This window comes from Rhodococcus sp. 15-2388-1-1a, from assembly GCF_002259145.1.
Lineage (GTDB): Bacteria > Actinomycetota > Actinomycetes > Mycobacteriales > Mycobacteriaceae > Rhodococcoides.
Genome location: NZ_NPFP01000008.1, coordinates 309,282 through 335,966 on the forward strand (window position 1 = coordinate 309,282; position 26,685 = coordinate 335,966).

General features: G+C 65.9%; 27 protein-coding genes. 14 read left to right on the top strand and 13 right to left on the bottom strand.

Going from position 1 to position 26,685, the window contains the following annotated elements:
- Window positions 1-39 precede the first annotated feature (39 nt).
- Together CH302_RS05950 and yaaA are read right to left on the bottom strand one after the other, a co-directional pair.
- Entirely contained in the window at window positions 40-1,251 is a 1,212-nt protein-coding gene (locus tag CH302_RS05950; protein ID WP_037189595.1) for a DUF2786 domain-containing protein, read from the bottom strand.
- Window positions 1,248-1,991, bottom strand: coding sequence for a peroxide stress protein YaaA (gene yaaA, locus CH302_RS05955; protein WP_037189594.1), 744 nt, complete (start codon window positions 1,989-1,991; stop codon window positions 1,248-1,250). The genes CH302_RS05950 and yaaA overlap by 4 nt, the downstream gene beginning before the upstream one ends.
- 69 nt (window positions 1,992-2,060) lie before the next feature.
- Between yaaA and CH302_RS05960 the strand changes: the two genes are divergently transcribed.
- Together CH302_RS05960 and CH302_RS05965 are read left to right on the top strand one after the other, a co-directional pair.
- Complete coding sequence (locus tag CH302_RS05960; protein ID WP_037189593.1) at window positions 2,061-3,812, top strand: proline--tRNA ligase; 1,752 nt, start codon at window positions 2,061-2,063, stop codon at window positions 3,810-3,812.
- Window positions 3,813-3,872: 60 nt separating this feature from the next.
- Complete coding sequence (locus tag CH302_RS05965; protein WP_037189592.1) at window positions 3,873-5,612, top strand: acyl-CoA dehydrogenase family protein; 1,740 nt, start codon at window positions 3,873-3,875, stop codon at window positions 5,610-5,612.
- A 9-nt stretch (window positions 5,613-5,621) separates the two neighbouring features.
- Here CH302_RS05965 and CH302_RS05970 read toward each other — a convergent pair whose 3' ends face one another.
- Window positions 5,622-6,230, bottom strand: a complete 609-nt coding sequence (locus tag CH302_RS05970; RefSeq protein ID WP_037189591.1) for a TetR/AcrR family transcriptional regulator — start codon at window positions 6,228-6,230, stop codon at window positions 5,622-5,624.
- A gap of 82 nt (window positions 6,231-6,312) precedes the next feature.
- Here CH302_RS05970 and CH302_RS05975 point away from each other — a divergent pair, with 82 nt between their 5' ends.
- Window positions 6,313-7,767: an MFS transporter gene (locus CH302_RS05975; RefSeq protein WP_037190152.1), complete on the top strand. Its 1,455-nt coding sequence runs from the start codon at window positions 6,313-6,315 to the stop codon at window positions 7,765-7,767.
- On the opposite strand, the gene CH302_RS05980 is transcribed toward CH302_RS05975, so the two are convergent.
- Together CH302_RS05980 and CH302_RS05985 are read right to left on the bottom strand one after the other, a co-directional pair.
- The gene (locus CH302_RS05980; protein ID WP_037189590.1) at window positions 7,730-8,170 is read right to left on the bottom strand and encodes a ferritin-like domain-containing protein; all 441 of its coding nucleotides are present in this window, start codon (window positions 8,168-8,170) and stop codon (window positions 7,730-7,732) included. The genes CH302_RS05975 and CH302_RS05980 overlap by 38 nt on opposite strands.
- Window positions 8,167-8,670, bottom strand: a complete 504-nt coding sequence (locus CH302_RS05985) for a hypothetical protein (protein ID WP_037190151.1) — start codon at window positions 8,668-8,670, stop codon at window positions 8,167-8,169. The genes CH302_RS05980 and CH302_RS05985 overlap by 4 nt, the downstream gene beginning before the upstream one ends.
- A 168-nt stretch (window positions 8,671-8,838) precedes the next feature.
- Here CH302_RS05985 and rimP point away from each other — a divergent pair, with 168 nt between their 5' ends.
- From rimP to CH302_RS06025, 8 genes are all read left to right on the top strand, one after another.
- Entirely contained in the window at window positions 8,839-9,414 is a 576-nt protein-coding gene (rimP, locus tag CH302_RS05990; protein WP_037189589.1) for a ribosome maturation factor RimP, read from the top strand.
- Window positions 9,411-10,418, top strand: coding sequence for a transcription termination factor NusA (gene nusA / locus CH302_RS05995; protein WP_037189588.1), 1,008 nt, complete (start codon window positions 9,411-9,413; stop codon window positions 10,416-10,418). Before rimP ends, nusA begins: the two co-directional genes overlap by 4 nt.
- Before the next feature lie 96 nt (window positions 10,419-10,514).
- Complete coding sequence (locus CH302_RS06000; RefSeq protein WP_176460650.1) at window positions 10,515-10,847, top strand: YlxR family protein; 333 nt, start codon at window positions 10,515-10,517, stop codon at window positions 10,845-10,847.
- A 97-nt stretch (window positions 10,848-10,944) separates the two neighbouring features.
- On the top strand, window positions 10,945-13,848 hold the full coding sequence (gene infB, locus CH302_RS06005) for a translation initiation factor IF-2 (RefSeq protein ID WP_037189587.1): 2,904 nt from the start codon (window positions 10,945-10,947) through the stop codon (window positions 13,846-13,848).
- 154 nt (window positions 13,849-14,002) lie between these two features.
- Complete coding sequence (locus CH302_RS06010) at window positions 14,003-14,293, top strand: DUF503 domain-containing protein (RefSeq protein ID WP_032377081.1); 291 nt, start codon at window positions 14,003-14,005, stop codon at window positions 14,291-14,293.
- 103 nt (window positions 14,294-14,396) lie between these two features.
- The gene (gene rbfA, locus CH302_RS06015; protein WP_082323619.1) at window positions 14,397-14,996 is read left to right on the top strand and encodes a 30S ribosome-binding factor RbfA; all 600 of its coding nucleotides are present in this window, start codon (window positions 14,397-14,399) and stop codon (window positions 14,994-14,996) included.
- A 1-nt stretch (window position 14,997) separates the two neighbouring features.
- Window positions 14,998-15,996 carry a DHH family phosphoesterase gene (locus CH302_RS06020; RefSeq protein ID WP_037189586.1) on the top strand — a complete coding sequence of 333 codons (999 nt, stop codon included), beginning with the start codon at window positions 14,998-15,000 and terminating at the stop codon, window positions 15,994-15,996.
- Window positions 15,993-17,321, top strand: coding sequence for an MATE family efflux transporter (locus tag CH302_RS06025; protein ID WP_037189584.1), 1,329 nt, complete (start codon window positions 15,993-15,995; stop codon window positions 17,319-17,321). Before CH302_RS06020 ends, CH302_RS06025 begins: the two co-directional genes overlap by 4 nt.
- On the opposite strand, the gene CH302_RS06030 is transcribed toward CH302_RS06025, so the two are convergent.
- From CH302_RS06030 to CH302_RS06045, 4 genes are read right to left on the bottom strand one after another with little or no spacing between them, the layout of a single operon-like run.
- Window positions 17,322-18,422 (bottom strand): sulfate/molybdate ABC transporter ATP-binding protein, encoded by a 1,101-nt coding sequence (locus CH302_RS06030; protein ID WP_094649901.1) that lies wholly within the window; start codon window positions 18,420-18,422, stop codon window positions 17,322-17,324.
- Window positions 18,419-19,249, bottom strand: coding sequence for an ABC transporter permease (locus tag CH302_RS06035; RefSeq protein ID WP_037189583.1), 831 nt, complete (start codon window positions 19,247-19,249; stop codon window positions 18,419-18,421). The genes CH302_RS06030 and CH302_RS06035 overlap by 4 nt, the downstream gene beginning before the upstream one ends.
- Window positions 19,246-20,043, bottom strand: a complete 798-nt coding sequence (gene modA, locus CH302_RS06040) for a molybdate ABC transporter substrate-binding protein (protein WP_037189582.1) — start codon at window positions 20,041-20,043, stop codon at window positions 19,246-19,248. Before modA ends, CH302_RS06035 begins: the two co-directional genes overlap by 4 nt.
- A 10-nt stretch (window positions 20,044-20,053) precedes the next feature.
- Complete coding sequence (locus CH302_RS06045) at window positions 20,054-20,452, bottom strand: TOBE domain-containing protein (protein WP_037189581.1); 399 nt, start codon at window positions 20,450-20,452, stop codon at window positions 20,054-20,056.
- Between the two features lie 242 nt (window positions 20,453-20,694).
- Between CH302_RS06045 and CH302_RS06050 the strand changes: the two genes are divergently transcribed.
- From CH302_RS06050 to truB, 3 genes are read left to right on the top strand one after another with little or no spacing between them, the layout of a single operon-like run.
- A complete protein-coding gene (locus CH302_RS06050) occupies window positions 20,695-21,618 on the top strand; it encodes a metallophosphoesterase family protein (RefSeq protein ID WP_032397841.1) in 924 nt (307 codons plus the stop codon).
- A complete protein-coding gene (locus CH302_RS06055; RefSeq protein ID WP_037189580.1) occupies window positions 21,615-22,280 on the top strand; it encodes a 4'-phosphopantetheinyl transferase family protein in 666 nt (221 codons plus the stop codon). The genes CH302_RS06050 and CH302_RS06055 overlap by 4 nt, the downstream gene beginning before the upstream one ends.
- A 35-nt stretch (window positions 22,281-22,315) precedes the next feature.
- Window positions 22,316-23,248, top strand: coding sequence for a tRNA pseudouridine(55) synthase TruB (truB, locus tag CH302_RS06060; protein ID WP_037190147.1), 933 nt, complete (start codon window positions 22,316-22,318; stop codon window positions 23,246-23,248).
- A 14-nt stretch (window positions 23,249-23,262) separates the two neighbouring features.
- Here truB and CH302_RS06065 read toward each other — a convergent pair whose 3' ends face one another.
- From CH302_RS06065 to CH302_RS06080, 4 genes are read right to left on the bottom strand one after another with little or no spacing between them, the layout of a single operon-like run.
- Window positions 23,263-24,015, bottom strand: a complete 753-nt coding sequence (locus CH302_RS06065; protein ID WP_052047518.1) for a metal-dependent transcriptional regulator — start codon at window positions 24,013-24,015, stop codon at window positions 23,263-23,265.
- Window position 24,016: 1 nt separating this feature from the next.
- Entirely contained in the window at window positions 24,017-24,889 is an 873-nt protein-coding gene (locus CH302_RS06070; RefSeq protein WP_037189579.1) for a metal ABC transporter permease, read from the bottom strand.
- Between the two features lie 3 nt (window positions 24,890-24,892).
- Window positions 24,893-25,720: a metal ABC transporter ATP-binding protein gene (locus CH302_RS06075; RefSeq protein WP_052047517.1), complete on the bottom strand. Its 828-nt coding sequence runs from the start codon at window positions 25,718-25,720 to the stop codon at window positions 24,893-24,895.
- A complete protein-coding gene (locus tag CH302_RS06080) occupies window positions 25,717-26,679 on the bottom strand; it encodes a metal ABC transporter substrate-binding protein (RefSeq protein WP_037189578.1) in 963 nt (320 codons plus the stop codon). The genes CH302_RS06075 and CH302_RS06080 overlap by 4 nt, the downstream gene beginning before the upstream one ends.
- Between the last annotated feature and the right edge of the window lie 6 nt (window positions 26,680-26,685).

A 26,685-nucleotide genomic window follows, 5' to 3' on the forward strand; every position in this document is an offset into this window, starting at 1 on the left:
ACCATTTTGCCTTGCGAACGGGCGGTCGACTCACATACCTCAGCGCGAGAGATCCGCACGATCCGCCGCGGCCTGGCCCGAATCCCATCCCTCGGCGTCCAGGCGTGGACCGCGCATCGGCTTCGCCGTAGGGAACAATCGATCGAATTCGGCTTCGACGGCGACGGTCTGCGCGGCGAGAATCGGTAGCAGATCACCGGATTCGTGACGCGCCTCCTCCAGCGCGTGCGCGTCGGCGTCGGTCAGACGGTCTCCGATACGGATGGCGTACGCGTACAGGAATGCCTTGCCGAACGCTGCCGATCCGGCCTTCTTGCGCTTCTTCGCCTGCGGCGAATGTCCGAGGGCGCGCGTTGCCTGAACCAGCAGAGAGGTGAACAGCAACTCGGTCTGTTCCACGTCCACCGGAGCTCCGACCAAGGTGGCGACGGCGAACTCCGGATCCCAGATCGCCTTGACGCGGTTGGCGGTTCCGACCACGTGCAACAGCTGCGCCTTGGCCGGGGCATGCGGGCCGTCGACATGAACGCGTCGGCCGTGAATATCGATATGGCCCTGGGAGAGCAACATGGTGTCGATGGAGTAGCGCGTCATCAACTCCTGCGCCTTGGCCGTGAGCGTCTCGGCCTCCTCCTCGAAGTCCGTGGCGTCGGCCTTGGCCAGTAGACCGCGAATCTTGCTCAGCATCTTGGTGTTCGGGGAGTCGGAGCCGGCGACACCCGACACCGTGGGACGAGTGCGCGGCCACTGAGACGGCTTGGGGCCGAGCTGAGGCCACCGGGGGAGTGTCTGCCATTGACCGAGCAGGGTGAGTACGTCGAGCCACTGATCACTGGCCGCGATGTAATCGGTCTTACCGGAGGACGTCAGGTACGCGGTGAGGAAATCGGGCGTGGCCTCGACCCGCGCAGCAACCTTCGGGAACTGCTCACAGACCGTGGACATCTGATCCACCCAGTCCTGTGGGGCCCGAGAGGCGGCGTCGGTGAGATCGGCCTGATGCAGCAATACCGCGGCAGCGAGATTGGTCACGGCCACCGTGTGCTGACGCCGCACGACGTGCACGAGATCCATCGGCTGCCAACCATTTTCGTACATCGTCTCGATCATGTTCGTCAGCGCCCGAGAGCCGAGTTCGGTCGCGTCGAGCGAGACCAGCCGATCTGCGACGTCGTCGGCGACGCGTTGGCTCTTGGTCTTGCCGACCGAGGCGTCGGCACCGCGGCGGAGGAGTCCCGGAATCTCGGTCATTCGGTGAGCACGATCAATTCGGTGCTCGACGCCACTTCGACGCGCAGTCCGGCCTTGGACGCCACGCGCGCAACGGCTTTGACGTCCTTCGGCTCGGCGGTGGTCAGGGTCAACGCGCGCGCGAGCAGGCCCTTGTGATGCTTGTTGAAGTGGCTCACCACCGATCGGCTGCCGTCGGGCTTCTCGGTGAGCACCGTTGCGGTGATCGCGCCGGGGACGGGCCCGAGCTGCTGATAGGTGCCCGATCGGAGGTCGACGACGATCCCCTCGTCCTCGGCGTCGATGGCGTCGGAGAGTTCGGGCTTCCAGTGTGATCGCAGCGTCCCGAAGTTCGGCACGGTCGATCCACCGGAGAGTCGGTAGGACGGAATCGGATCGGAGGCACGGACGGCCCCGAACAGGGCCGAGCCGATCCACAGCCTCGCGTCCGCTCGGGCACGACCGGCCCGGGTGAACGACGCCGCGTCGAGGGCGTCGTAGAGCACGCCGGTGTAGCGCTGCAGCGCAGGTGTGGTGGGTGAGGTCCACAACCGGGCGTTGCGTTCGATCTCGTCCACCTGGGTGGGGCCGAGGCCGAGCGCCGCGATAGACGCGTCGACGTCGCCGGAGAGTTCCACCAGCGCATCGGCGAGCTTTCGGCGGAGCGGTGTCAACGTGGGCAACGACAGTCGGTCCAGATCGAGAGGTGCTCCGGAACCGCCGTCGGACTTCGTCTCGGAGGGAGGCAGCAGAATCAGCACGGGCTCGAGGCTACTCACTGTACGGCCGCCTGCTCACAGGCACTGCGGGAGCGACTAGTCTGACAACCCGTGATCACCCGTCTTTCGCAGTTGTTCCTTCGTACCCTTCGCGACGACCCGGCCGACGCCGAGGTCGACAGCCACAAGCTGTTGGTCCGCGCCGGCTACGTTCGTCGTATCGCTCCGGGCGTCTACTCCTGGTTGCCGCTGGGTCTGCGGGTGCTGCGGCAGGTCGAGCGTGTCGTGCGCGAGGAGATGAACGCCATCGGTGCGCAGGAGATATCTCTGCCCGCGCTGCTGCCGCGCGAGCCGTACGAGACCACCAATCGGTGGACCGAGTACGGCGACGCGCTGTTCCGGTTGCAGGATCGCAAGGGCAACGACATGCTGCTCGGTCCAACCCACGAGGAACTGTTCGCGCTGACGGTCAAGGCCGAATACAACTCGTACAAGGACCTGCCGGTCACGCTGTACCAGATCCAGACCAAGTACCGCGACGAGGAGCGTCCCCGGGCCGGCATTCTGCGCGGCCGCGAGTTCGTGATGAAGGACTCGTATTCCTTCGACATGGACGAGGACGGACTGAAGAAGTCCTACGCCGCCCACCGCGAGGCGTACCAGCGCATCTTCGCCCGCCTCGGTGTCAGCTACGTCATCGTCGCCGCGACGTCCGGTGCCATGGGAGGCAGCGCCTCCGAGGAATTCCTGGCCGAGAGCGACATCGGTGAGGACACCTACGTGCGCTGCATCGAATCGGGATACGCCGCCAACGTCGAGGCCGTCACCACTCCGGCACCTGCACCGCTGCCCATCGAGGGGCAGCCCGCTGCCGTCGATCACGAGACCGGCGACACCCCCACCATCGCGACTCTGGTGGAGTGGGCCAACTCTGCGGATCTCGGACGCACCGTCACCGGCGCGGACACGCTGAAGAACATTCTGCTCAAGGTGCGTAACGCAGAAGGGGAGTGGGAACTGCTCGCCGTCGGCCTGCCCGGTGACCGCGAGGTCGACGAGAAGCGCCTCGAGGCGTCCCTCGAGCCTGCCGAGTTCGCTCTGCTGACCGACGCGGACTTCGCTGCCAATCCCTTCCTCGTCAAGGGATACATCGGGCCTCGCGCATTGCAGGCCAACGGGGTTCGCTATCTCGTCGATCCGCGGGTGGTCGACGGTACGTCGTGGATCACCGGCGCCGATGTCAAGGGCAAGCATGTGGTGAACCTCGTCGCCGGTCGCGATTTCGTTCCCGACGGCACCATCGAAGCAGCCGAGGTGCGTGACGGCGACATGTCTCCCGACGGTCGCGGGCCGCTGGTCAGTGCGCGCGGAATCGAGATCGGGCACATCTTCCAGCTCGGTTACAAGTACACCGATGCGTTCTCGGTCGACGTCCTCGGTGAGACCGGCAAGCCGGTTCGCCTGACTCAGGGTTCCTACGGTGTCGGCGTCTCGCGTCTGGTCGCTGTGATCGCCGAGCAGATGCACGACGACAAGGGTCTGCGGTGGCCGTCGGAGGTTGCACCTGCCGATGTCCACCTGGTGATCGCGAACAAGGACGACGCTGCTCGCGCGGGCGCGGAATCGATTGCGACGCAACTCGATACACAGGGCATCGAGGTTCTGTTCGACGATCGCAAGGCCTCGCCAGGAGTGAAGTTCAAGGACTCGGAACTGATCGGTGTTCCGCTGGTGGTCGTCATCGGCCGCGGCTGGGCCGACGGCAAGGTCGAGATCCGCGATCGTTTCACCGGTGAGAGTCGCGAACTCGACATCGACTCGGCGGTCGAGGAGATCGTGAAGGCTGTGCGGCACACACCGTAGGGGAGTCTCGCGATCTCTCTGCACTGTCGTTTACCCGCTGGTAGCTTCGGGTCAACGACTATGAGAGGTCACCACGTGTCTCACTATGCGCTGTTCGATCCAACAACGTTCGATCCGGCCGAGCTCGACGACGACTCTCGCCGACAGCTGCGCGCCTTGATCGAGTGGTTCGAGAATCGAGGCAAGACCAGGCTGCTCGCGGACGATCTCGATGCAGTCTGGCCCGCGGAGTTCATCGAGTTCGTCGCCGAGCAGAAGCTGTTCGCAACCTTCTCCACGCCCGCTGCCTATGCGGACGGATCGCCGAACACGCGCTGGGACGCTGCTCGTAATGCTGCGCTGAGCGAGGTTCTCGGGTTCTACGGTCTGGCCTACTGGTACACCTGGCAGGTCACCGTGCTGGGTCTCGGCCCCATCTGGATGAGTGCCAACGACGACGCCAAACGCCGCGCAGCACGCGAGCTGGATCGCGGCGGTGTGATGGCGTTCGGTCTGTCCGAGCGCGCACACGGAGCCGACGTCTACTCCACCGACATGCTGTTGACGCCCGCGCCCGAGGACTCCGAGCTCGAGTTCACCGCGTCGGGGGAGAAGTACTACATCGGGAACGGCAACGTTGCCGACATGGTCTCGGTGTTCGGGCGACGCACCGACGTCGACGGACCCGATGCGTACGTGTTCTTCGTGGCCGACAGTGCACACCCCGCGTATCAGCTGCGTGAGAGCGTCGTCCACGGGCAGATGTACGTCAGCACGTTCGCGCTCGAGAACTACCCCGTCCGGCAACAGGACATCCTGCACACCGGTGCCGACGCATTCTCGGCCGCGCTCAACACGGTCAACGTCGGGAAGTTCAACCTGTGCACCGGATCCATCGGCATCTGTGAGCACGCGTTCTACGAGGCGATCACACACGCGAACAACAGGATCCTGTACGGCAATCGCGTCACCGACTTCCCGCACGTCCGCAGTGCGTTCGTCGACGCATACTCCCGGCTGATCGCCATGAAGCTGTTCAGCGCGCGGGCGCTGGACTATTTCCGTGCCGCGGGACCCGAAGACCGGCGCTACCTCCTGTTCAACCCGATGACCAAGGCGAAGGTGACCTCCGAGGGCGAAACGGTCGTCCGTCTGTTGCACGACGTCATCGCGGCCAAAGGGTACGAGAAGAACACCTACTTCCGTGAAGCCGCCCAGCTGATCGGAACACTGCCCAAGCTGGAGGGCACGGTGCACGTCAACGTGGCGCTGATGCTCAAATTCATGCCTGCGTACATGTTCTCGCCCACCGACCACCCGGACGTCGGTACCCGAACCGAGCCGGTCGACGACAGCTTCTTCTTCGCGCAGGGGCCGGCCCGTGGCGCGAGCTCGGTCCGGTTCCACGACTGGAACCCGCTGTACAGCAAGCATTCCGGGATTCCCAACGTGGGACGGTTCTACGAGCAGGCACAGGCGTTCAAGTCGTTTCTCCAGGACTGTGCGCCCGACGAAGCGCAGCAGAAGGATCTCGATTTCCTTCTCGTGGTGGGGCACCTGTTCTCGCTCGTCGTCTACGGCCATCTCGTGCTCGAACAAGCCGACGAGATCTCGGCCGAGATGATGGACCAGATCTTCGACTTCCAGATACGAGACTTCTCCGGCTATGCCGTTGCGCTGTACGGAAAGCCGTCCTCGTCTGCGGCGCAACAGCAGTGGGCCCTGGACGCGATCCGCAAGCCGGTGGTCGATGCGGGTCGATTCGACGCGGTGTGGAACGAGGTCGCCTCCTACGACGGCCGGTACGAGATGCGTCCCTAGCGCCGACGCTCAGCCGGGATCGGCCGGAATCAGATTGGTTCCGAACGCGCACACCGTCATCTCGTGCAGCCCGGCGCTGTCGTTCGGATGCTCGAGCGCCTGCATCGACATCAGGACGTTGAGCAACATCCCGTGCGCGATGAACTGCCGTGCCTGGTCCTCGGAACAACCTGTGCCCTCACGTATCCGGCTGTAGATGGCACCCATTCCCTCCCGGGCCGCCCGGCCTATCTCGGGTACCGAGCCTGCGCCGAATCCGTGCATCATCACCATCAACAGGTCGCGATCGGCCACCAGATCGGCGTAGGCGGAACCGAGATCTGCCCAGGTGCCGTCGTCGTCGGGGTCGAGCGGGCCCGCCGCCAGCACGGCATCGAACGCGGCCATGATGCCGTCGACCGAGCGTTGGAACACCAGTCGAAACAACTCGACCTTGGTGCCGAACATACGGACCACATACGGCTGAGAGACGCCCGCTTCCTTCGCGACGGCGTCGGTACTGGTGCCGGCGTAACCCCCGCGCGCGAACGCGCGCATCGCCGCGTCGAGGACGAGCTCTCGGCGGTCGGCCGCATCCATGCGGGTGGCTTTGGGCTTGGGCGCTGACGGGTCGGACATGTTGACAGGTTATCAGTCGATAACTTACGGTCTCAGATAAGTAATCATTCGATGCTTACAAGCGTGAGACGGGACGACCGCAATGACCGCCACAGCCTCTCCACCAGCAATGCAGGCCGCCACTCGGAACGTTCCCGTGTGGCTCGGCATCCTCGCAGTTTCCCTGCCGATGTTCATGGCAACCCTCGACAATTTGGTGATGACCAGTGCACTCCCGGTCATCCAGCAGGACCTGAACGCCTCCGTCGGACAGCTGCAGTGGTTCCTCAACGCGTACACCCTCAGCTTCGCCACCTTCATGCTGACGGCGGCGACGCTCGGCGACAGATGGGGCAGACGCACGGTGTTCCTCGGTGGGATCACGGTCTTCACCGCCGCCTCCGTGGCCAGCGCGCTCGCTGCGAGTCCAGCGATGCTCATCGCGGCGCGTGCCGTGCAGGGAATCGGTGCAGCCGCGATCATGCCGTTGTCCCTGGCGTTGCTCGCCGCGGTGGTGCCGGTGGGTAAGCGCGCAATGGCGATCGGGATATGGGGTGGAGTCTCCGGACTCGGCGTCGCGCTGGGACCGGTGGTCGGCGGAGCCGTCGTCGACGGGATTTCCTGGCAGGCGATCTTCTGGATCAACGTTCCGGTGGCCCTCGTCGCAGTTCCGCTGGCGTACGTCGCGCTGAAGGAAACAGCAGGGCGCATCCAACCGCTCGATCTGCCCGGCGTTGTCCTCGCAGGCGGCGGTGTCTTCCTCCTGGTGTGGGCGGTGGTCCACGGCAACGACGACGGGTGGGCGTCGGCCACGGTGCTCGCCGGCTTCATCGGCTCGGCGGTGCTGCTCGTCGTGTTCGTGCTGCGCGCCTCGCGCACCCGGCACTCGGTACTGCCGCTCGCACTCTTTCGTTCGCGCAGCTTCACCCTCGCCAACATCATCGGAATCACGTTCTCGCTCGGCATGTTCGGGGCGGTGTTCCTCCTCGCGCAATACCTGCAGATCGTGATGAACTACACGCCGTTCCAGGCAGGCCTACGCACGCTGCCGTGGACTGCAGCACCGATGGTGGTCGCACCGATCGCAGGTCTGCTCGCCGAGCGCGTCGGACTGCGCGGCTTGTTGGTCGGCGGCCTGTCGCTGCAGTCGGTCTCGCTCGTGTGGATGGCGCTGATTCTGGGACCCGACACCGAGTATTCGTCGATGGTCCCGGCCCTGCTGATGGCGGGCGTGGGCATGGGGCTGACGTTCGCTCCGTCCGCCACCGCAGTGCTGCGGGACATGAAGGACGACGATCACGCCACCGCGAGCAGTGCGAACTCCACTGTGCGAGAGGTGGGTATCGCGCTCGGCATCGCGGTACTGACAGCGGTGTTCATCGGAGCCGGTGGATCACTGACACCCACCGGTTACACCGACGCCTTGGCACCCGCTCTGCTCGTCGGCGCTGGCGCAGTGGCGATCGGACTGGTGGCGGCGCTGTTCATGCCGGGGAGTTCCGTCGGACCGGAACAAGCGCTCACGGTTGGCCGGGAAATGCCGTCGACGACGGACTGACGCCCAGAATTTGCTGCCACGTCGCGAGGCGAACCGCGGCGTCGGTCAGCGCCTGCACCCCCATGTCGCGGGTCGCTCCCGACCGGCTGCGTTCGATCAGCGAACGCCACGCGATACTCGTGTCGATCTCGGCCTGTGCGGCCAACTGTGCAGCCGAGATCGCGTCGGTCACCGGGAACGGGGACGCATATGCCGGATCGGGCAGCGGCACTGTGACACTCGCCGCCTGGAGTGCATCGATGGTCGCGTCTCGGCGGGCGCGGTGAGCGGCAGTGTTCGAAGCCACCACGTCGGCGCGCGTGGGGTTGGAGAACGCCGCGACGACGCCGTAGGCGAACACCGCCGCGTACTCGGCATGGAGTGCATCGACGAGGCCTTGCTGTTCCGGGCCGAGATCGCTCATGCCAGAACCACCAGGGCCGAGACCGTGCACGAGGCACTGATGGAACCGAGAAGGCCTGCCCGGTAACCGCTTTCGTTACGAGCGGCATCTGCTGCGCTGCGAGCGGAGGAAGTCAACATCTCCCGTACGGCGGCGAGATCGGGCGGCGGCGTCGTGGGAGCGGGTGTCGTGGTGGCCGGGGCCGACGACGTCTCGGTCGAGGCGCCGGTGGCGCGCGCGATCTCGGTGTCGAGCGCTTCGGCGTGCTCGGTGCGCTGCGCCGCGACGATCCCCAGTGCGGCTGCGTAGTCGGTGATCACCGTCGCGGCCGCGGTGGCATCTGCGGCATCGGCGCGGGCAGCGCGCAACTGCGCTGTGAGGGTGTCGAGGGCAGGACCCGAGATCGTCTCCTGGCCGCAGGCCGCAACAGTCGACACGGTGGCCGCGGACAGAGCAGCGACACCGGCGAGTCGGAACAACCCGCGGCGATTGAGCGCGAAGGGGACGGTCGGCGTTGGCACTCCGATATCGTGCCAGACCGCAGCGCTCGCACGTGCCGTGCCCGCGTGTCGCGTCGGCCGATCGTGGTCACGAGCACTGTCTGCGGGGCGGTAGGCTGTTGGTTCACCAAACGCAGTCCGGCTGTCGTACGCCGGATCGCCCACAACTACACACGAGGAGTTCGCGACATGCCTGTTCCGTCCAAGGAAAGGGTTGTCGAACTGCTCGCCGACCTCGTTCGAGAACGGGGCTACGACCTCGAAGACGTGAACGTCGTCGCCGCAGGCAAGCACAGTGCAGTGCGGATCATGGTCGATCGCGAAGAGGGAATCGACCTCGACGCGCTCCCGGAACTGAGCCGCGAGATCTCCGACGCCTTCGACGCCGTGACGGATTTCGGGGAAGCTCCGTACACGTTGGAAGTCACCACTCCCGGAATCGACCGCCCGCTGACCGAGGCACGGCATTGGCGTCGGGCCCGCGGACGCAAGGTGCGCATCGAACTCGCCGACGCCAAGTTCGACGGTCGCGTCGGTGTACTCGACGACGATTCGGTCACCGTGGTGATCAAGGAGAAGGGTGTGCTGTCGACCCGCTCCGTCGCACTGTCCGATGTTGTGAAAGCTGTTGTGCAGGTGGAGTTCTCGCGGCCCAGCGCCGAAGAGATGGACCTGGCGGGTGGCGTGGTCGGCAGTAGGCCGTCACCCGCGAACACCGATGAGATCGTGGACGTGGAAGCACCGGAAGAAGGGTCGGACAAGTGAATATCGACATCGCCGCATTGCGTGCCATCGAGGCGGACAAGGGAATTCCGATCGAGATGGTGATCTCGACGATTCAGACCGCATTGCTGACGGCCTACCGGCACACCGAGGGGCATCAGTCCAACGCGTGGATCGACGTCGATCGCAAGACCGGCTCCGTTCGCGTGATGGCCAAGGAAATCGACGCCGACGGCAATGTGATCTCCGAGTGGGACGACACCCCGGAAGGCTTCGGACGCATCGCGGCGACCACGGCGCGTCAGGTCATCCTGCAACGCCTACGCGACGCCGAGCACGAGCGATCGTTCGGCGAGTACTCCACCCACGAGGGTGAGATCGTCAACGGTGTCATCCAGCGCGACACGCGGGCCAACGCCAAGGGCACCGTCATCGTCCGCATCGGCAGTGACGCCAACGGAGCCGACGGCCTCCTGCCGCCCGCCGAGCAGGTGCCGGGTGAAAGCTACGAGCACGGCGAACGCATCAAGTGCTACGTCGTCGGAGTCGCCCGGGGCAACCGGGGCCCGCAGATCACGCTGTCGCGCACCCACCCCAATCTGGTGCGCAAGCTGTTCGCCCTCGAAGTGCCCGAGATCGCCGACGGATCGGTCGACATCGTGGCAGTGGCCCGCGAGTCGGGGCACCGCTCCAAGATCGCCGTCGCGTCCACCGTGTCCGGTCTCAACGCCAAGGGCGCCTGCATCGGACCGATGGGGCAGCGCGTGCGCAACGTGATGAGCGAACTGGCAGGCGAGAAGATCGACATCATCGACTTCGACGAGGACCCGGCCACCTTCGTCGGGAATGCTCTGTCCCCATCGAAGGTTGTGTCGGTGACCGTCGTCGACGCAGCTGCTCGTGCGGCCCGTGTCGTCGTTCCCGAGTACCAGCTCTCTCTGGCCATCGGGAAGGAAGGGCAGAACGCTCGACTGGCCGCTCGGTTGACCGGTTGGCGCATCGACATCCGCAGTGATGCGGCGGCACCCGAGACGACCAGCGCGTAGGGCCGGAATGCGGAGTTCGGGGCAATACAGCGGTAGAGTGGTCGATGGTTCGGTAACGACCTCTTCGCTCAGAGGCATGAACGTGAGTATCCGGTAGTGACAAGCCGGCCGATTCGTACATGCATCGGGTGCAGGGAGCGAGTGCCGGCCACCGATCTGTTGAGGATCGTGGTTCGAGAAGCTGGTTCGCACGAATTCGCTCTCGTCCCCGACATCCGGCATTCGATGTCCGGTCGTGGTGCGTGGTTGCACTACAGCCGAGAATGCCTGCACAATGCGGAACGACGCCGAGTCTTCGGTCGTGCGTTTCGGATATCGGGAAATGTGGAATCGTCCGCAGTGACAGCCGTGCTCGACGAGCACGAACAGCTGCAGGCCGAGGACACGACAAGAGCAGCACCCGTCGACAAGAACAGGCAACAGCACTGATGAGCACACCGTGAAGCACCAACGATGAACGTCCATCGGAGATAACCCGAGGTCGTGCGGGCACCAAGCCTCGCTCGGCCTCTCAGTGAGGAGAGCAGTGGCAGGCAAGGCCCGCGTGCACGAGTTGGCAAAAGAACTCGGTGTCACCAGTAAGGAACTACTCGCACGGCTCAAAGAGCAAGGCGAGTTCGTCAAGTCCGCATCATCCACAGTCGAAGCCCCCGTGGCACGTCGACTGCGTGAATCCTTCCCGTCCGAGAACGCGGAGGCGTCGGCACCCGCCGCAGCTGCACCGAACGGTCGCGCAGCGGCCGATCGTGCAGCAGGCAGCACGGCGAAGCCGGGCGCAGCGAAACCGGGCGGACCCCGTCCCGGCCCCAAGCCGGTACCGCGTCCGGCAGAGCCGGAAGCACCCGCAGCACAAGCTCCCGTGGAGGCAGCACCGGCTGCACCCGCAACTCCGGCTGCCGCACCGGCTCCGGCCCCGGCCGCGCCCACCCCGGCGCCTGCAGCTCCGGCCGCTCCGGTCGAACAGGCTCCGGCCGCGTCGGCCACCACCAGCGACGCTGCACCCGCCCCGGCAGCTCCCAAGCCCGCAGGTCCCGGCCCCAAGCCCGGCCCGAAGGCTCCGCGTGTCGGTAACAACCCGTACTCCTCGGCTCCCGTGGAGCGACCGGCTCCCCGGCCCGCTCCCGGTGCTCCGCGTCCCGGTGGCGGACGACCCGCTCCCGGACAGGGTGGGCCTCGTCCCGCAACACCGTCCGGTGGCAGTCGTCCGGCTCCCGGTCAGGGTGGGCCTCGTCCCGCACCGGGCCAGGCCGGACCTCGTCCGAGCCCCGGCTCTATGCCTCCTCGCCCCAACCCCGGTGCCATGCCGACCCGTTCGGCACGTCCCGGCCCCGCAGCAGGTCGTCCCGGTCGTCCCGGTGGCGCTCCGGGCGGACGCCCAGGCGGCGGCGGTGGCGGTGGCTACCGCGGCGGCGGCGCTCCCGGCGCTCCCGGTGGTGCCCCCGCAGGCGGCGCTCCCGCAGGTGGTTTCCGCGGTCGTCCCGGCGGCGGTGGACGCCCCGGTCAGCGCGGCGCAGCAGCAGGTGCATTCGGTCGTCCCGGCGGAGCAGTTCGTCGTGGCCGCAAGTCGAAGCGGGCGAAACGCGCCGAGTACGAGAGCATGCAGGCTCCCGCAGTCGGCGGCGTCAGGCTGCCCCGCGGCAACGGTGAGACCATCCGTCTCGCCCGCGGCGCATCGCTGTCGGACTTCGCGGACAAGATCGACGCGAACCCGGCCGCACTGGTGCAGGCCCTGTTCAACCTCGGTGAGATGGTCACCGCGACGCAGTCCGTCAACGACGAGACGCTGGAGCTTCTCGGCGGCGAGATGAACTACGTCGTTCAGGTCGTCAGTCCCGAGGACGAAGACCGTGAGCTGCTCGACTCGTTCGATCTCACCTACGGCGAGGACGCCGGCGGCGAGGACGATCTGGAACAGCGTCCCCCGGTGGTCACCGTCATGGGCCACGTCGATCACGGTAAGACGCGACTGCTCGACTCGATTCGCAACACCACGGTGCGCGAAGGCGAGGCAGGCGGAATCACGCAGCACATCGGTGCTTACCAGGTGCTGACCGAGCTCGAAGGCAACGAACGTCTCGTCACGTTCATCGACACCCCCGGTCACGAGGCCTTCACGGCCATGCGTGCCCGTGGTGCCAAGGCCACCGACCTCGCGATCCTGGTGGTCGCAGCCGACGACGGCGTCATGCCGCAGACGGTGGAGGCCATCAACCACGCCCAGGCAGCCGACGTGCCGATCGTGGTCGCGGTGAACAAGATCGACAAGGAGGGCGCGAACCCGGACAAGATCCGGCAGCAGCTCACCGAATACGGTCTGGTCGCCGAGGAATACGGCGGCGAGACGATGTTCGTCGACATCTCCGCCAAGCAGGGCACCAACATCGATGCCCTCCTCGAAGCGGTGCTGCTGACGGCCGACGCGTCGCTCGACCTGCGCGCCAACCCGGACATGGACGCTCAGGGTGTCGCCATCGAGGCGCACCTCGACCGTGGTCGTGGCCCGGTCGCGACCGTGCTCATCGCTCGCGGAACGCTCCGCGTCGGTGACTCGATCGTCGCCGGTGATGCATACGGACGTGTCCGTCGCATGGTCGACGAGCACGGCGAGGACGTCACCGAAGCGATGCCGTCTCGTCCCGTGCAGGTCATCGGCTTCACGTCGGTGCCCGGTGCAGGCGACAACCTTCTGGTGGTCGACGAGGACCGAATCGCTCGACAGATCGCCGACCGTCGAAATGCGCGCAAGCGCAATGCTCTGGCAGCCAAGAGCCGCAAGCGCATCAGCCTCGACGATCTCGATGCAGCTCTGAAGGAGACTTCGCAGCTCAACTTGATCCTCAAGGGTGACAACTCGGGAACCGTGGAAGCGCTCGAAGAGGCGCTGCTCGGTATCGAGATCGACGACGAGGTCGAACTGCGCGTCATCGACCGCGGTGTCGGCGGCGTGACGGAGACCAACGTCAACCTGGCGTCGGCATCCAACGCGATCATCATCGGCTTCAACGTTCGAGCGGAGGGCAAGGCCACCGAGCTGGCCAACCGTGAAGGCGTCGACATCCGGTACTACTCGGTGATCTACCAGGCCATCGACGAGATCGAGAAGGCCCTCAAGGGCATGCTCAAGCCGGTGTACGAGGAGGTTGCCCTCGGGCAGGCCGAGATCCGCGCGCTGTTCCGTTCCTCCAAGGTCGGAAACATTGCCGGTTGCCTCGTCACCTCCGGTACGATCCGTCGCAACGCCAAGGCACGACTCATCCGAGACAGTGCCGTTGTTGCGGAAACCGTCACGATCTCCTCGCTCCGCCGCGAGAAGGACGACGCGACGGAGGTCCGTGAGGGCTACGAGTGTGGTTTGACGGTGACGTACTCCGACATCAAGGTGGGCGATGTCATCGAGGCGTACGAACTCCGTGAAAAGCCGCGCGACTAGAACAGGTGCGGAGCCACTCGGCTCCGCATCCGGTCGCGTCGGCTCGGTGGTGAAGCCAGGGGAGTGACACTGCGCTCCGACTTTCGAGCCGGTGGTGGTACGACATATGTACCACCACCGGCTTTGTTGTCGAAGCTGATCGAAGGACGTCAGCGTGTATCTGGGTGCTCTGGAGTTGGACGTGTTGTTGGGGGATGTGCGTTCGCTCGCCGAGAAGCGGTCGATGATGGAACCGGTCCTCGGTGATCTGCAACGGCTGGGTGTCTCCGCTGCCGAAACGGGTGAGCGAGAACGTATTCGGCGATCCCTGCTGGGGGTTGCCGCGGCCGGTACCGATGTCGACCTGTTGCACGACAAACTGGACGAGTGCGAACGGCATGTCGCCGAACGCCACGATCTGGAACTGTTGGCAGTACGCCGGAGAATCTTCGGACCCGAGGATTGATCCGGGATGTCCGCCGAGCACTGCTCGGCAGACGTGAAGTGCACAACCGCCGCTACGTCGTATCGAAATCGACGTTCGGCCATGAAAGAGGAGTGTGATTGTCGTGGTGGATCAGGCCAGGGCTCGTAAGTTGTCCAAGCGAATCGCCGCAATCGTTGCAACGGCGATCGATCACGAGATCAAGGATCCACGGCTGGCATTCGTGACCATCACCGACACCAAGGTGACGGCCGACCTGCACGACGCCACGGTGTACTACACCGTGATGGGTGAAGACCTCGATACGCCGCCCGATCTTCAGGCGGCCGCGGCAGGACTCGAGAAGGCCAAGGGCGTGCTGCGCTCGAAGGTCGGAGCCGGGACGGGTGTGCGGTACACACCGACCTTGACGTTCGTGACCGACACGGTGCCCGACACCGCGCGCCACATGGAAGACCTTCTCGAGCGTGCCCGCGTGGCCGACGAGGAACTGGCCCGCGCCCGTGCGAACGCCAAGCCCGCCGGGGATCCGGACCCGTACAAGGCTCCGCGCGAAGTCGCAGACACGGATGGTCATTCCGCAGGCTCCACTCCTGCACTGGATGGTCATTCCGCAGGCTCCACTCCTGCACTGGATGGTCATTCCGCAGGCTCCACTCCTGCACTGGATGGTCATTCCGCAGGCTCCACTCCTGCAGACGTCGAGCCCGCCGAAGCCGACTGACATGTCCGATGGTTCGGGGTCGGTGCCGGAGACCGACGAGGATTTGGCGCAGGCGATCGAGATGCTCGAACGTGCATCCTCGGTGACCGTGCTGTGTCACGTCCAGCCCGATGCCGACACGATCGGCAGTGGGCTCGCGCTCGGTTCGGTGCTCGAACGTCGCGGCGCGACCGTCCAGGTGGCGTTCGCTGCACCGGCGTCCCTGCCGGAGTCGATGGACGAGTTGCCCGGTAGGCATCTTCTGGTCGACGCCGACCGGGTCACCGAGACCGTCGACCTGGTGGTCACGGTCGACGCCGGAAGTCGGGGTCGGTTGGGTTCGTTGGGCGACCGGCTCGATACGGCGTCGGCCAGCCTCGTCATCGATCACCACCGCAGCAACACTCGCTTCGGAACGCTGAACGTGGTGCATGCATCCGCCGAGTCCACCACCGCCGTGATCGCGCGTCTGCTCGACCGGTGGGGCGTCGAGATCGACGCCGAACTCGCCCACCTGCTGTTCGCGGGCTTGGTCACCGACACCGGTTCGTTCCGCTGGGTTCGCCCGGGTTCTCATCTGCTGGCCGAGAGACTGTTGGCCACGGGGATCGACGGCGCTCACATCGCCCGCAAGCTGCTCGACACCCACCCGTTCGACTGGCTGCCGATGCTCGGGTCCGTGCTCGGTTCGGCATCCTTGATTCCCGACGCAGCCGGCGGACGAGGGCTGGTGTACGCCGTCATCCGGAGCGAGGATTCCGCCGGACTGCGGTCCGAGGAAATCGAGAGCGTGATCGACATCGTGCGCACCACCTCCGAAGCAGAGGTGGCCGCAGTGCTCAAGCAGCAGGACTTCGGCTCGGTCTGGGTGGTCTCCCTGCGCTCGAAGACCGAGGTCGACGTCTCGGCGGTGGCATGCGAACTCGGCGGCGGCGGGCACCGCAACGCGGCCGGCTACACCGCGACCGGCGATCTGCCCGACGTGATCGAGGCGCTGCGCGGGGCACTCTCGGCGTCGTGAGCTCCACTCCGGTCACCGCTCGAAAGATTCTCGGCCTGTCGCTGCCCTCCCTCGGCGTCCTTGCCGCCGAACCCCTCTACCTGTTGTTCGACGCCGCCGTGGTCGGCAGGCTCGGTGCCTTGGCGCTCGCGGGTCTGGCGATAGGCGGACTCGTTCTGGCCCAGGTCAGCACCCAGCTCACTTTTCTGTCCTACGGCACGACCGCCCGTGCGGCTCGTATGCACGGTGCCGGTCGCGAACGTGATGCCGTCGGTGAGGGTGTGCAGGCAACCTGGTTGGCCTTCGCGATCGGCATCGTCATCGTCGCGGTGATGCAGCTCGCGGCCGAGCCCGTGGTGTCGGTGCTGACCGGCGGCGGTGACATCGCCGCCGAGGCCGTCGCGTGGCTGCGGGTGGCTCTGCTCGGTGTGCCGTTCATTCTGGTGTCGCTGGCCGGAAACGGATGGATGCGCGGAGTCCAGAACACGGTGACACCACTGCGTTTCGTCGTGTTCGGCTTCGCAGTGTCGGCGGTGTTGTGCCCACTTCTGGTCCATGGGTTGCTCGGATTCCCACGGCTGGGGCTGGTGGGATCGGCTGTGGCGAACGTGATCGGTCAGGGCGTCGCCGGTGCGCTGTTCGTCGTCGCAGTCGTGCGGGCGAGCACCGAATTGCGACCGCGCTGGTCGGTGATGCGCGCGCAACTGGTGCTGGGCCGCGACCTGATCGTGCGGAGTCTGGCGTTTCAGGCCTGCTTTCTGTCCGCTGCTGCGGTCGCGTCGAGGTTCGGCGCGGCCTCGGTCGCCGCCAACCAGGTGGTATTGCACATGTGGAACCTGGTGTCGTTGATGCTCGATTCGCTGGCAATCGCCGCTCAGACCCTGGTCGGAGCCGCCCTCGGCGCAAGCAGGATCGAGGATGCGCGCGCCCTGGCGTGGCGATTGACGGCATGGTCGACGGTGTTCGCGGTCGTCCTCGCCTGCGTGTTCGCCGTCGGGCGATCGTTCGTCCCGGAGCTGTTCACCACCGACGCGTCGGTCATCGACGAGATGCACGCGATCTGGTGGATCTTCGTCGCGATCATCCCCATCGCCGGGGTGGTGTTCGCGTTGGACGGTGTGCTGCTCGGCAGTGGTGACGCTGCTTTTCTGAGGAACGCCACCATGGCCTGCGCCGTCGTGGGTTTTCTGCCGTTCATCTGGTCGGCTCTGGTGTTCGACTGGGGGTTGGTCGGGATCTGGACAGGGCTCGGCGTCTTCGTTGCCCTGCGCATGCTCGCCGTCGCGGGCCGGGTGCTGTCCGGTAAATGGCTCGTGATCGGCAGCGACCGCCAACTACGCCACTGACTATCGGTCGGGCTGGGACGGCAACGCGGGGTGCAGTGCCACCTCGTGGCTCTTGACGACGAAGAACACCCGGCGTCCGGGCTCGAGCCCGAGATCCGATACCGCTGCAGGGGTGATGTCGGCGGCCATGCCGGGAGACCCGTCGGGTTGCGGACGTGACCTGACACGGATGCCGGAGCCCTGTACCTCCATCTCCTCGATCACCACCTCGAACACGTTGCGGGGGCTGGCGTGTGGGGCAGTCGGGTGTACCGACACAGCGGCGGGGGAGAAGACCGCCACCAGTGGAGTTCCGGTGGCGTGCCGCCCGGAGCCGTGGACCGTCACTCCCCAATTCGTATCCAGGGAGGTCGAGTCGTCGGCGTCGACAGCCCGTCCCGAGAGCAGGTTCACCCCGGCGATGCGGGCACCGAATTCGCTGCGAGGCGCGGTCAGGACCTCGGTGACCGACCCGCGCTCGACGACGCGTCCACCGTCGACGACCACGACGGAATCGGCGAGTGCGACGACGTCGAGCAGATCGTGGGTCACGATCAAGGCCGTACGCCCGCTCTCGCGCAGCACCGTGCGCAGCACTCGCCGAATGCCCGGTGCCGTATCGACGTCCAGTGCAGCCAGGGGTTCGTCGAGCAACAGCAGTCGTGGATCGGCCGCAAGAGCGCGCGCGATGGCGATACGTTGAGCCTGACCGCCGGACAACTGTGCAGGGCGGCGGTCGGCCAGGTGGGAGGCTCCGACCGCGTCGAGCCAGGTATCGGCCACGGCTCGCGCGGTGGCGCGGTTCGCGCCGGTGCTCCGTGGTGCGAAGGCCACGTTCGCGCGAGCGTCCATGTGGGGAAACAACAGAGCTTCCTGAGCCAGGGTCGCGACGCCCCTGGCATGAATGGGCACGACGGTGTTCGAGGCGGTGTCGGTCAACACGTCCTCGCCGAGTCGGACGATTCCGTCGTCGGGTGCCACCACGCCGGCGACGATCTGCAGCAGTGTCGATTTGCCTGCCCCGTTCGGCCCGAGGACCGCGACCGTCTCTCCCTCCCTGGCGTCGAGTTCGAGATCGATTCCGCGGACGCCGAGGGTGGCCCGGAGGTACAGCGAGTTCACAGCGTTCCCGACGATCGAGTGCCGCGCGCGGTCACGACGACGAGTGCCGCGACGAGAATCAGAACCATCGACAGCGCCACGGCGGCATCGGGGTCGCTCTCGCGCTGCAGATAGATCTCCAGCGGCAGCGTCCTGGTCACGCCCTCCAGGGAGCCGGCGAAGGTCAACGTCGCTCCGAATTCTCCGAGTGCGCGAGCGAAGGCGAGAACGGTTCCTGATATCAGTCCGGGAAGTATCAGCGGAACGGTGACTCGCCGTAGGACGGTGGTGGGGGTGGCACCCAGGGTTGCAGCCACCACGTCGTAGCGGTCACCGGCCGTGCGCAACGCGCCCTCGACACTGACGACGAGGAACGGCAACGACACGAACACCTGCGCCAACACGACGGCCGAGGTGGTGAACGCAATCCGAATCCCGAACGCATCGAGATGTTCGCCGAGTAGCCCTTGGCGTCCGAAGGTGTAGAGGAGCGCGATGCCGCCGACCACCGGGGGCAGGACCAAGGGCAGTACGACGAGCGAGCGAAGGATCGAGAGCCCTCTGATCGAGCTGCGTGAGAGCACGACGGCCATCGGCACGCCGAGAAGCACACACACCACGGTGCTTGCCGTCGCCGTCTTCAGGCTGAGAACCAGCGCCGCGACAGCGGATTCGGAGGTGACGAGGCCGAGAAAATTCGACCAATCGATGCGGGTGAACATCGCGGCCAGCGGCAACACGACGAGTAGTGCGCCCACGGCGGCCGGTGCGAATATCCACAGTGGTACTCCGACGGTCGGACGGGGCCCGGCCGAGGACCTTCCGCCTTCGGCGACTCGAGCGGTCACGGTGCGGCGAAGCCGGCTCGACCGAGTACGTCCCGTCCGACGGGTCCGGTGACGAACTCGGTGAAGGCGCGAGCTGTGTCCGGGTTGCCGGAACCGCTCAGTGTCGCGATCGGGTAGGTGTTGACGGCCTCGCTCGACTCCTCGAAGGGCACCGCGGTCACGGCCTCGCCTGCCCCGGCAGCGTCGGTGACGTAGACCAGCCCGGCATCGGCCTGCCCCGAGGTGACCTTGCCCAGCACGTCGGTGACCGAGGATTCTTCGCTCACGGCCGGGACGGAAGTGCCCGTTGCAGTTTCGACCGAGGCCGTCGCCGCGCCGCACGGCACCTGGGGTGCGCAGATCACCGTGAGAAGGTCGGGATTCGCGAGATCGGCGAACGATGTGATGCCGTCCGGGTTTCCGGGGGCGGTCACGATGGTCAGAGTGTTCGACGCGAAGTCGACGGGATCGCCCGCAACCAGGCCCTCGTCGACCGTCTCGGTCATGTTCTTGGTATCCGCGGAGGCGAAGACGTCGGCAGGAGCGCCGGAGATCAGCTGCGCGGCCAGATCGGATGAGCCCGCGAAGCTGAACTCAACCGAGGTGCCGGGGTGTTCGGCCTCGAATCGAGTACCGAGATCGGTGAACGTCGCGCGAAGCGATGCCGCGGCGAAGACCGTGATCTCTCCTCGGACCGCGCTACCGTCCGAGGGTCCATCGGGCGCGGTCGAATCGGACTGCGCACTGCACCCGACCAGAATCAGGGTGGCTGCAACCACGAGCGCGGATACCGAGTGCACTGTCTTCACGAACATCTCCTGCGTTCTAGGGTGTCTCGACGATGACGGTCGTGGCCTTGACAACGGCGGTGGTGACCTTGCCGGGCTCGAGCCCCAGTTCACGAACCGATCGGGTGCTCATCAGGGACACGATCGTGAACGGCCCGCACTGCATGCTCACCTCGCTCATCACTGCGTCCGAGACGACCTCGGTGACCAACCCCACGAGTCGGTTGCGGGCAGAGCTGCCGCCCGGCGAGTTCTCCGGTGGGGGGACGGCGTGTTCGCGTGCGTAGTCGGCGAGGTCGCGGCCGGCGATGACCTTGCGCCCGGTCTCGTCCTCGAGCGCCGGGAGCGCTCCGCTGTCGATCCATCTGCGCACGGTGTCGTCACTGACACCGAGGAGTGCCGCGGCATCTCGAACGCGGACCGGGGGCACCGTCATCGAGACGCCACCCGAGCAATCATCCGCAAACAAGTCATGGACGGCACCATATACCCGAATCTGCGGGTGTTTCGACCCAATCCGGTTTTCGGTGAGCCGTACCGTCCCACCGTCGACCTCGGTGCCACTTCACCCCGCCCGGATACGTCGCGGAATCTGCATGGAGTATTGGACGTTGGTACGTTCTCGGACGGTTCTGGCGATTCGACGCCGGCGGCCGAGCGCATCGGAAGGAATTTTCAGTGGCAGCGAAGCTGTGGGCAGTGAGCGACATTCACGTCGGACATCGGGGCAACCGGCCCGTGACCGAGGACATCTTTCCCGAATCGCCCGACGACTGGCTGATCGTCGCCGGTGACGTGTCGGAGAAGACCGACGACATCAAGTGGGCGCTCGAATTGCTCCGTAGCCGTTTCGCGAAAGTCATCTGGGTTCCCGGAAACCACGAGCTGTGGACGACGGTGAAAGATCCCGTGCAGATCCACGGTGCTGCTCGATACGAGTACCTGGTGAACCTGTGCCGCGAGATCGACGTCGTCACCCCGGAGGACCCGTATCTGCGGTGGGAGGGGGAGGGAGGCCCGGCCACGATCGTGCCGATGTTCCTGCTCTACGACTACACGTTCCTGCCGCAGGGAGCGAGAGACAAGGAACACGGACTGGCGATCGCACGCGAGAAGAACGTCGTTGCCACCGACGAGTTCCTGCTGTCCTCGCAGCCGTACGCGACGCGAGATGCCTGGTGCCACGCGCGGATCGACGCCACCCGGGAGCGTCTCGATGCGTTGGACACCTCCGTTCCGACCGTGTTGATCAACCACTTCCCGATGGTCCGGCAGCCCACCGAGGTGCTGTTCTACCCGGAGTTCGCGCTGTGGTGCGGGTCCACTCTGACGGCGGATTGGCACACGCGGTACAACGCGATCTGCTCGGTGTACGGGCACCTGCACATCCCGCGGACGACCTATTACGACGGCGTTCGCTTCGAGGAGGTGTCGGTGGGCTACCCGCGTGAATGGCAGCGCCGCGGCCTGCCGAAGAACGTTCTGCGCCAGATTCTTCCGGTCCCCGAGTACCCGCCGGGCGCGCTGAACAAGTGGGGCGGGCACTTCACGGTGACGCCCGAGATGGAGGCAGAGGTAGAGAAGATGAGGGCAGGCAAGTGATCGAATACATACTTCCCAACGGTGTCGTCTCGGCCGAATTGTTCGCGGACCCACCGGGTCTGACCCCGCATCCGCTCGAAGCCCCGCTGGTGGCCAAGGCGGTGGACAAGCGCAAACGTGAGTTCACCTCGGCTCGACACTGCGCGCGGGTGGCGATGGAGAAGCTGGGTGTGGAGCCGGCACCGATCATGCGCGGTAAGTCCGGTGCCCCGCAGTGGCCGAAGGGTGTGGTCGGATCGTTGACGCACTGCGACGGCTATCGCGGTGCGGTGTTGGCCTATTCGATGCAGGTGCGTTCGGTGGGAATCGACGCGGAGCCGCACGGGCCCTTGCCCGATGGAGTACTCGGGGCAGTGAGCCTGGAGGCCGAACGCGAGTGGCTCGCGACCGTGGGCCGTGAAGACGTGCACTGGGATCGAGTCTTGTTCTGCGCCAAGGAAGCGACGTACAAGGCCTGGGAGCCGTTGACGGGACGCTGGCTCGGTTTCGAGGACGCACACATCACCTTCGAACGCACCGGCTCCGGTGACGACATTTCCGGAACGTTCCATTCCGAGCTGCTGGTGCCAGGAGACACGGTGTCCGGACCGCCGTTGCGGGCCTTCGACGGTCGATGGATGGTTGCGGGAGGCCTGGTGATGACCGCGATCTCGGTGATGTGACGACCCGTTCCGCGAGCCTGGCACAATGCTCTCTCGTGAGTGCTCGCGAAAAGATTTCGTCCGGTCTCGTCGGTGCCGGCCTGCTTGTGGTCGACAAGGGTCCGGGAGTGACGAGCCACGATGTGGTGGCGTCGTGCCGAAAACTGTTGCGCACCAGAAAGGTCGGCCATGCGGGGACTCTGGATCCCATGGCGACCGGCGTGCTCGTGCTCGGCGTGGAGCGTGCGACCAAGATGCTCGGATTGCTCTCGCTGACCACCAAGTCGTACACCGCAACCATCCGGCTCGGCCGGAGCACGACGACCGACGACGCCGAGGGTGACGTTCTGGCCGATGTCTCGGCCGCGCATGTCTCCGACCCCGAGATCTCGACCGCGATCGCCGCCCTGACCGGCGATATCGAGCAAGTGCCCGCCAGTGTCAGCGCCATCAAGGTCGACGGGCAACGCGCCCACAAATTGTCCCGCGCAGGTGAGGAGTTCACACTCGCCGCCCGCAAGGTCAGCGTCACCCGATTCGACTTGACGGCCAGGCGCGATGTGGCGGAGAACGAAGCCACGTTCGTCGACCTCGATGTCGAGGTGGACTGCACGTCGGGGACGTACGTGCGCGCGCTGGCCCGAGATCTCGGTGCAGCGCTCGGCGTCGGCGGTCACTTGACCGTGCTGCGCCGCACCCGCGTCGGACCCTTCACCCTCGACCACGCCCGGACACTCGAAGAACTGGCCGAGGATCCGGCCGTGAGCCTGGACATCGACCAGGCGGCGCGAACGGCCTTTCCGCACCGGCAGATCGACGCGGGTGAAGCGGAATCGTTGAGCCAGGGACGGTGGCTGGATCCGGTCGGGATCGACGGGGTGTACGCGGCGGTCGATCCCACGGGTCACACCATCGCTCTGCTTCAGGAGAAGGGCAAGCGCGCCAGTTCGGTCATGGTCGTACGGCCCGCGACCTTGCGCGGGCACTGACGCGATCCCGGCGATCAGGTAGCCGGAACCATCCAGATCGCCTCGGCGGCGCGATGGCCCAGGTCGATGGAATCGGTGGCGTCGGTGCGGGCCAGCTCGATGGCGACGGTGCCGGCGTAGTCGCGTCGTTCGACCACCGTGATCGGCAGGTCCAGCGTGATACCCACGGAATCGAAGTAGCGGAGCATCGCCGGGTCGGAGTCGGAAATTCTGGCGACTCGGCCGGACTGTCCGTCGAGGTACTCGCTCAGGCGGGTCGCGGACGGAGTCTCGATCGCACCGTCGACCGACGGAATCGGGTCGCCGTGCGGATCGCGTTCGGGATGGCCCAGTTTGGCGTCGATCCGATCCATCATCAGATCCGAGACGGCGTGTTCGAGGATCTCTGCCTCGTCGTGCACTTCGTCCCAGCCGTAACCCAGTTCGCGAACCAGATAGGTCTCGATCAGTCGGTGCCGACGCACCATGCCGATGGCAGCCAGGCGGCCCTTCTCGGTCAGTGAGATGGCCCCGTAGCGGGCGTGGTCGACCATGCCCTGGTCGGCGAGCTTGCGAATCGCCTCGGACACCGTCGAGGCGGAGACACCGATGCGTTCGGAGAGCATCTTCGTGCTGACGGAGTCCTCGCTCCATTCACTGGCCGTCCAGATGACCTTGAGGTAGTCCTGCGCAACCGCGGACAGCTGGACGCCCTCGTCGGCCGGTGCGGAATCGGTTTTTTGTTGCGCCACGTCGCCGAGCTTAGGCAATCCAATGGAAAAAGACATCTCACCCGGCCGGAGCCACCGGCACCTGTCCGCGTTGCCGCAGGGCGCGAATGACGATGCCCTGTGACGGGCTGAAGAGGTAGGCAAGGACGAAGACCAGGCCCTGGGTGAGCACCACGCTGCCGCCGGAGGACACGTCGAGGTAGAAGCTGGCGTAGATCCCCACCAGCGCGCAACCCACCGAGACGATCGGTGCCAGCACGAGCATGCGGCCGAAGCTGTGCGTGAGCAGATAGGCGGACGCACCGGGAGTGATGAGCATCGCCACCACGAGGATGACGCCGACGGCCTGGAGTGCGACCACGGTCGTCAGGGCGAGCAGAGTCAGCATCACGGCCGAGATCACCGTCGGATTGATGCCGACGGCGCGGGCCTGGGTACGGTCGAACGCGAAGAGAGTGAAGTCGCGACGCTTGACGATCATGACGGCCAGCGCGATACCGCCGAGGACGAACACCTGGACCATGTCGGCCTGCGAGACTCCGAGCAGATTGCCGAACAGGATGTGGTTGAGGTCGATCTGGCTCGGAAACTTGGAGATCAGGACGACGCCGAGCGCGAACAACGTGGTGAAGACGACTCCGATGGCGGCGTCCTCCTTGACGATGGTGGTGTTGCGGACGACTCCGATGGCACCGACCGCGATGAGGGCGAACAGCAGCGCTCCGATCGCGAACGGTGCCCCGAACAGGTAAGACAGCGCGACGCCTGGAAGAACTGCGTGCGAGACGGCGTCGCCCATCAACGACCACCCGATGAGGACGAGCCAGCAGCTCAGGACCGCGCACACGATCGAGGCGGTGACGGTCACCAGGAGGGCTCGCTGCATGAAGGTGTATTCGAGTGGGTCCACCAGAAAATCGATCAGGTACACGGTTCAGCTCGCTTCCGTGGTTCGGGTGGCTGGAGTTCGGGTGCCCGCACCGAGTTGGTCGACCTTCGACGGGTCGATACCGAAGGCCAGCGCCAGGTTCTCCGGGCGCAGTACTTCGGCTGGACTGCCGTGCATGAGCACCCGTTGCTGCAGCAGGATCGCCTCGTCGCACAGCTCCGGTAGGGCATGGAGATCGTGCGTGGACACGAGAACCGACGCGCCGTGTGCTGCGAGTTCGCGGAGCAGGCGGGTGATGGTGGCTTCGGTCTTCTTGTCCACGCCGGCGAAGGGCTCGTCGAGCAACAGCAGCGACGCCTCCTGGGCGATGGCGCGAGCGACGAACGCGCGCTTGCGTTGACCGCCGGAGAGCTGGCCGATCTGTCGGTTCGCGAGTTCGGTGAGGTCGACGCGCTGCAGAGCCTCGTCGACGGCCAGTCGATCGGCTGCCCGTGGAGTGCGGAGAAAATTCTGCTTCCCGTATCGGCCCATCATGACCACGTCGCGCACGCTGATCGGGAATGTCCAGTCGACGGATTCCGCCTGGGGCACGTAGCTGACCGTGCCGGCCTTACGCGCCTGCGCCGGGTCGCCGCCGAACACGGTGATCGAGCCGGAGTTGGGCTTGACCACTCCCATGACGGCCTTGAACAGCGTCGACTTGCCCGATCCGTTCATGCCGACCAACCCGCACACCCGGCCGGGTGCGAGGGTCAGGCTGGCATCGGTGAGGGCCACGACATCGCGGTAGCGGACATTGACGGTATCGACCGTCAGCGCCGCCCCGTTCTCGTGCACGGCCCTGTGGTTCGGGGCCCCAGTGTGCTGGGTCATCGTTCTCCTACCAGTGCGTCGGCGATCAACCGTGCGTCGTAGCGCAGTAGATCCAGGTACGTGGGGACGGGGCCGGCTGCATCGCTCAGTGAATCGACGTAGAGCTGTCCGCCGAACCGAGCTCCGGTGTCCTCGGCGACCTGCAGCTGCGCCTTGTCCGAGACGGTCGACTCGCAGAACACGGCGGGTACGTTGTTGTCACGAACGAAATCGATGGTGCGTACCACCTGCTTCGGCGTCCCCTCCTGCTCGGCGTTGACCGGCCACAGGTAGGCCTCCTGCAGATCGAAGTCGCGGGCCAGGTAGCCGAATGCGCCTTCGCAGGTGACGAGCGCGCGTTGACGAGCGGGCAGCCCGGAGAGATCGGCGGCCAGTTCGGCTCCGACCTCGCGGAGCTGTCCGATGTACGCGGTTGCGTTCGCTCGATAGTCGTCGGTGTTGGCGGGGTCCAGGGCGACGAACGCCTCGGCGATGTTCTCCACGTACGTCTCGGCCACGACGGGGGACATCCACGCATGGGGGTTCGCTTTCCCCGCGTAGGCGTCGTCACGGATGTAGATCGGGTCCACGTTCGCACTCACCACGGCGTGCGGTGCGGGGATGCGCTCGACGAACTTCTCGAACCAGGCCTCCAGCCCCAGCCCGTTGTCCAGGATCAACTCGGCCTGCTCCGCGGTGCGTAGGTCTCCGGGTGTCGGCTCGTAGCCGTGGATCTCGGCTCCGGCTTTTGTGATCGATTCCACTCGAAGGTGGTCACCGGCGACATTGGCTGCCATGTCGGCGAGGACGGTGAAGGTCGTCAGAACCAGGGGTCTGCCGTCGTCGAGCACAGTCGGATCGTCCTCTCCGACAGCCCGCGCGCAGCCGGTCGACGCTGCTACCAGTAGTCCCACCACGGCCCAGCTCGCGAGAATCCGCCGGGCGCGAGATCCGCGCTGGCGAAGAAATAAGTTAGGCACCCCGAA

Coding starts and splice junctions, on each gene's coding strand:
- CH302_RS05950 (WP_037189595.1), bottom strand. CDS start 1,251: ATGACCGAGATTCCGGGACTCCTCCGCCGCGGTGCCGACGCCTCGGTC.
- CH302_RS05965 (WP_037189592.1), top strand. CDS start 3,873: ATGAGAGGTCACCACGTGTCTCACTATGCGCTGTTCGATCCAACAACG.
- CH302_RS05970 (WP_037189591.1), bottom strand. CDS start 6,230: ATGTCCGACCCGTCAGCGCCCAAGCCCAAAGCCACCCGCATGGATGCG.
- CH302_RS05975 (WP_037190152.1), top strand. CDS start 6,313: ATGACCGCCACAGCCTCTCCACCAGCAATGCAGGCCGCCACTCGGAAC.
- CH302_RS05980 (WP_037189590.1), bottom strand. CDS start 8,170: ATGAGCGATCTCGGCCCGGAACAGCAAGGCCTCGTCGATGCACTCCAT.
- rimP (WP_037189589.1), top strand. CDS start 8,839: ATGCCTGTTCCGTCCAAGGAAAGGGTTGTCGAACTGCTCGCCGACCTC.
- CH302_RS06020 (WP_037189586.1), top strand. CDS start 14,998: ATGTCCGATGGTTCGGGGTCGGTGCCGGAGACCGACGAGGATTTGGCG.
- modA (WP_037189582.1), bottom strand. CDS start 20,043: ATGTTCGTGAAGACAGTGCACTCGGTATCCGCGCTCGTGGTTGCAGCC.
- CH302_RS06045 (WP_037189581.1), bottom strand. CDS start 20,452: ATGACGGTGCCCCCGGTCCGCGTTCGAGATGCCGCGGCACTCCTCGGT.
- CH302_RS06065 (WP_052047518.1), bottom strand. CDS start 24,015: ATGTCTTTTTCCATTGGATTGCCTAAGCTCGGCGACGTGGCGCAACAA.
- CH302_RS06075 (WP_052047517.1), bottom strand. CDS start 25,720: ATGACCCAGCACACTGGGGCCCCGAACCACAGGGCCGTGCACGAGAAC.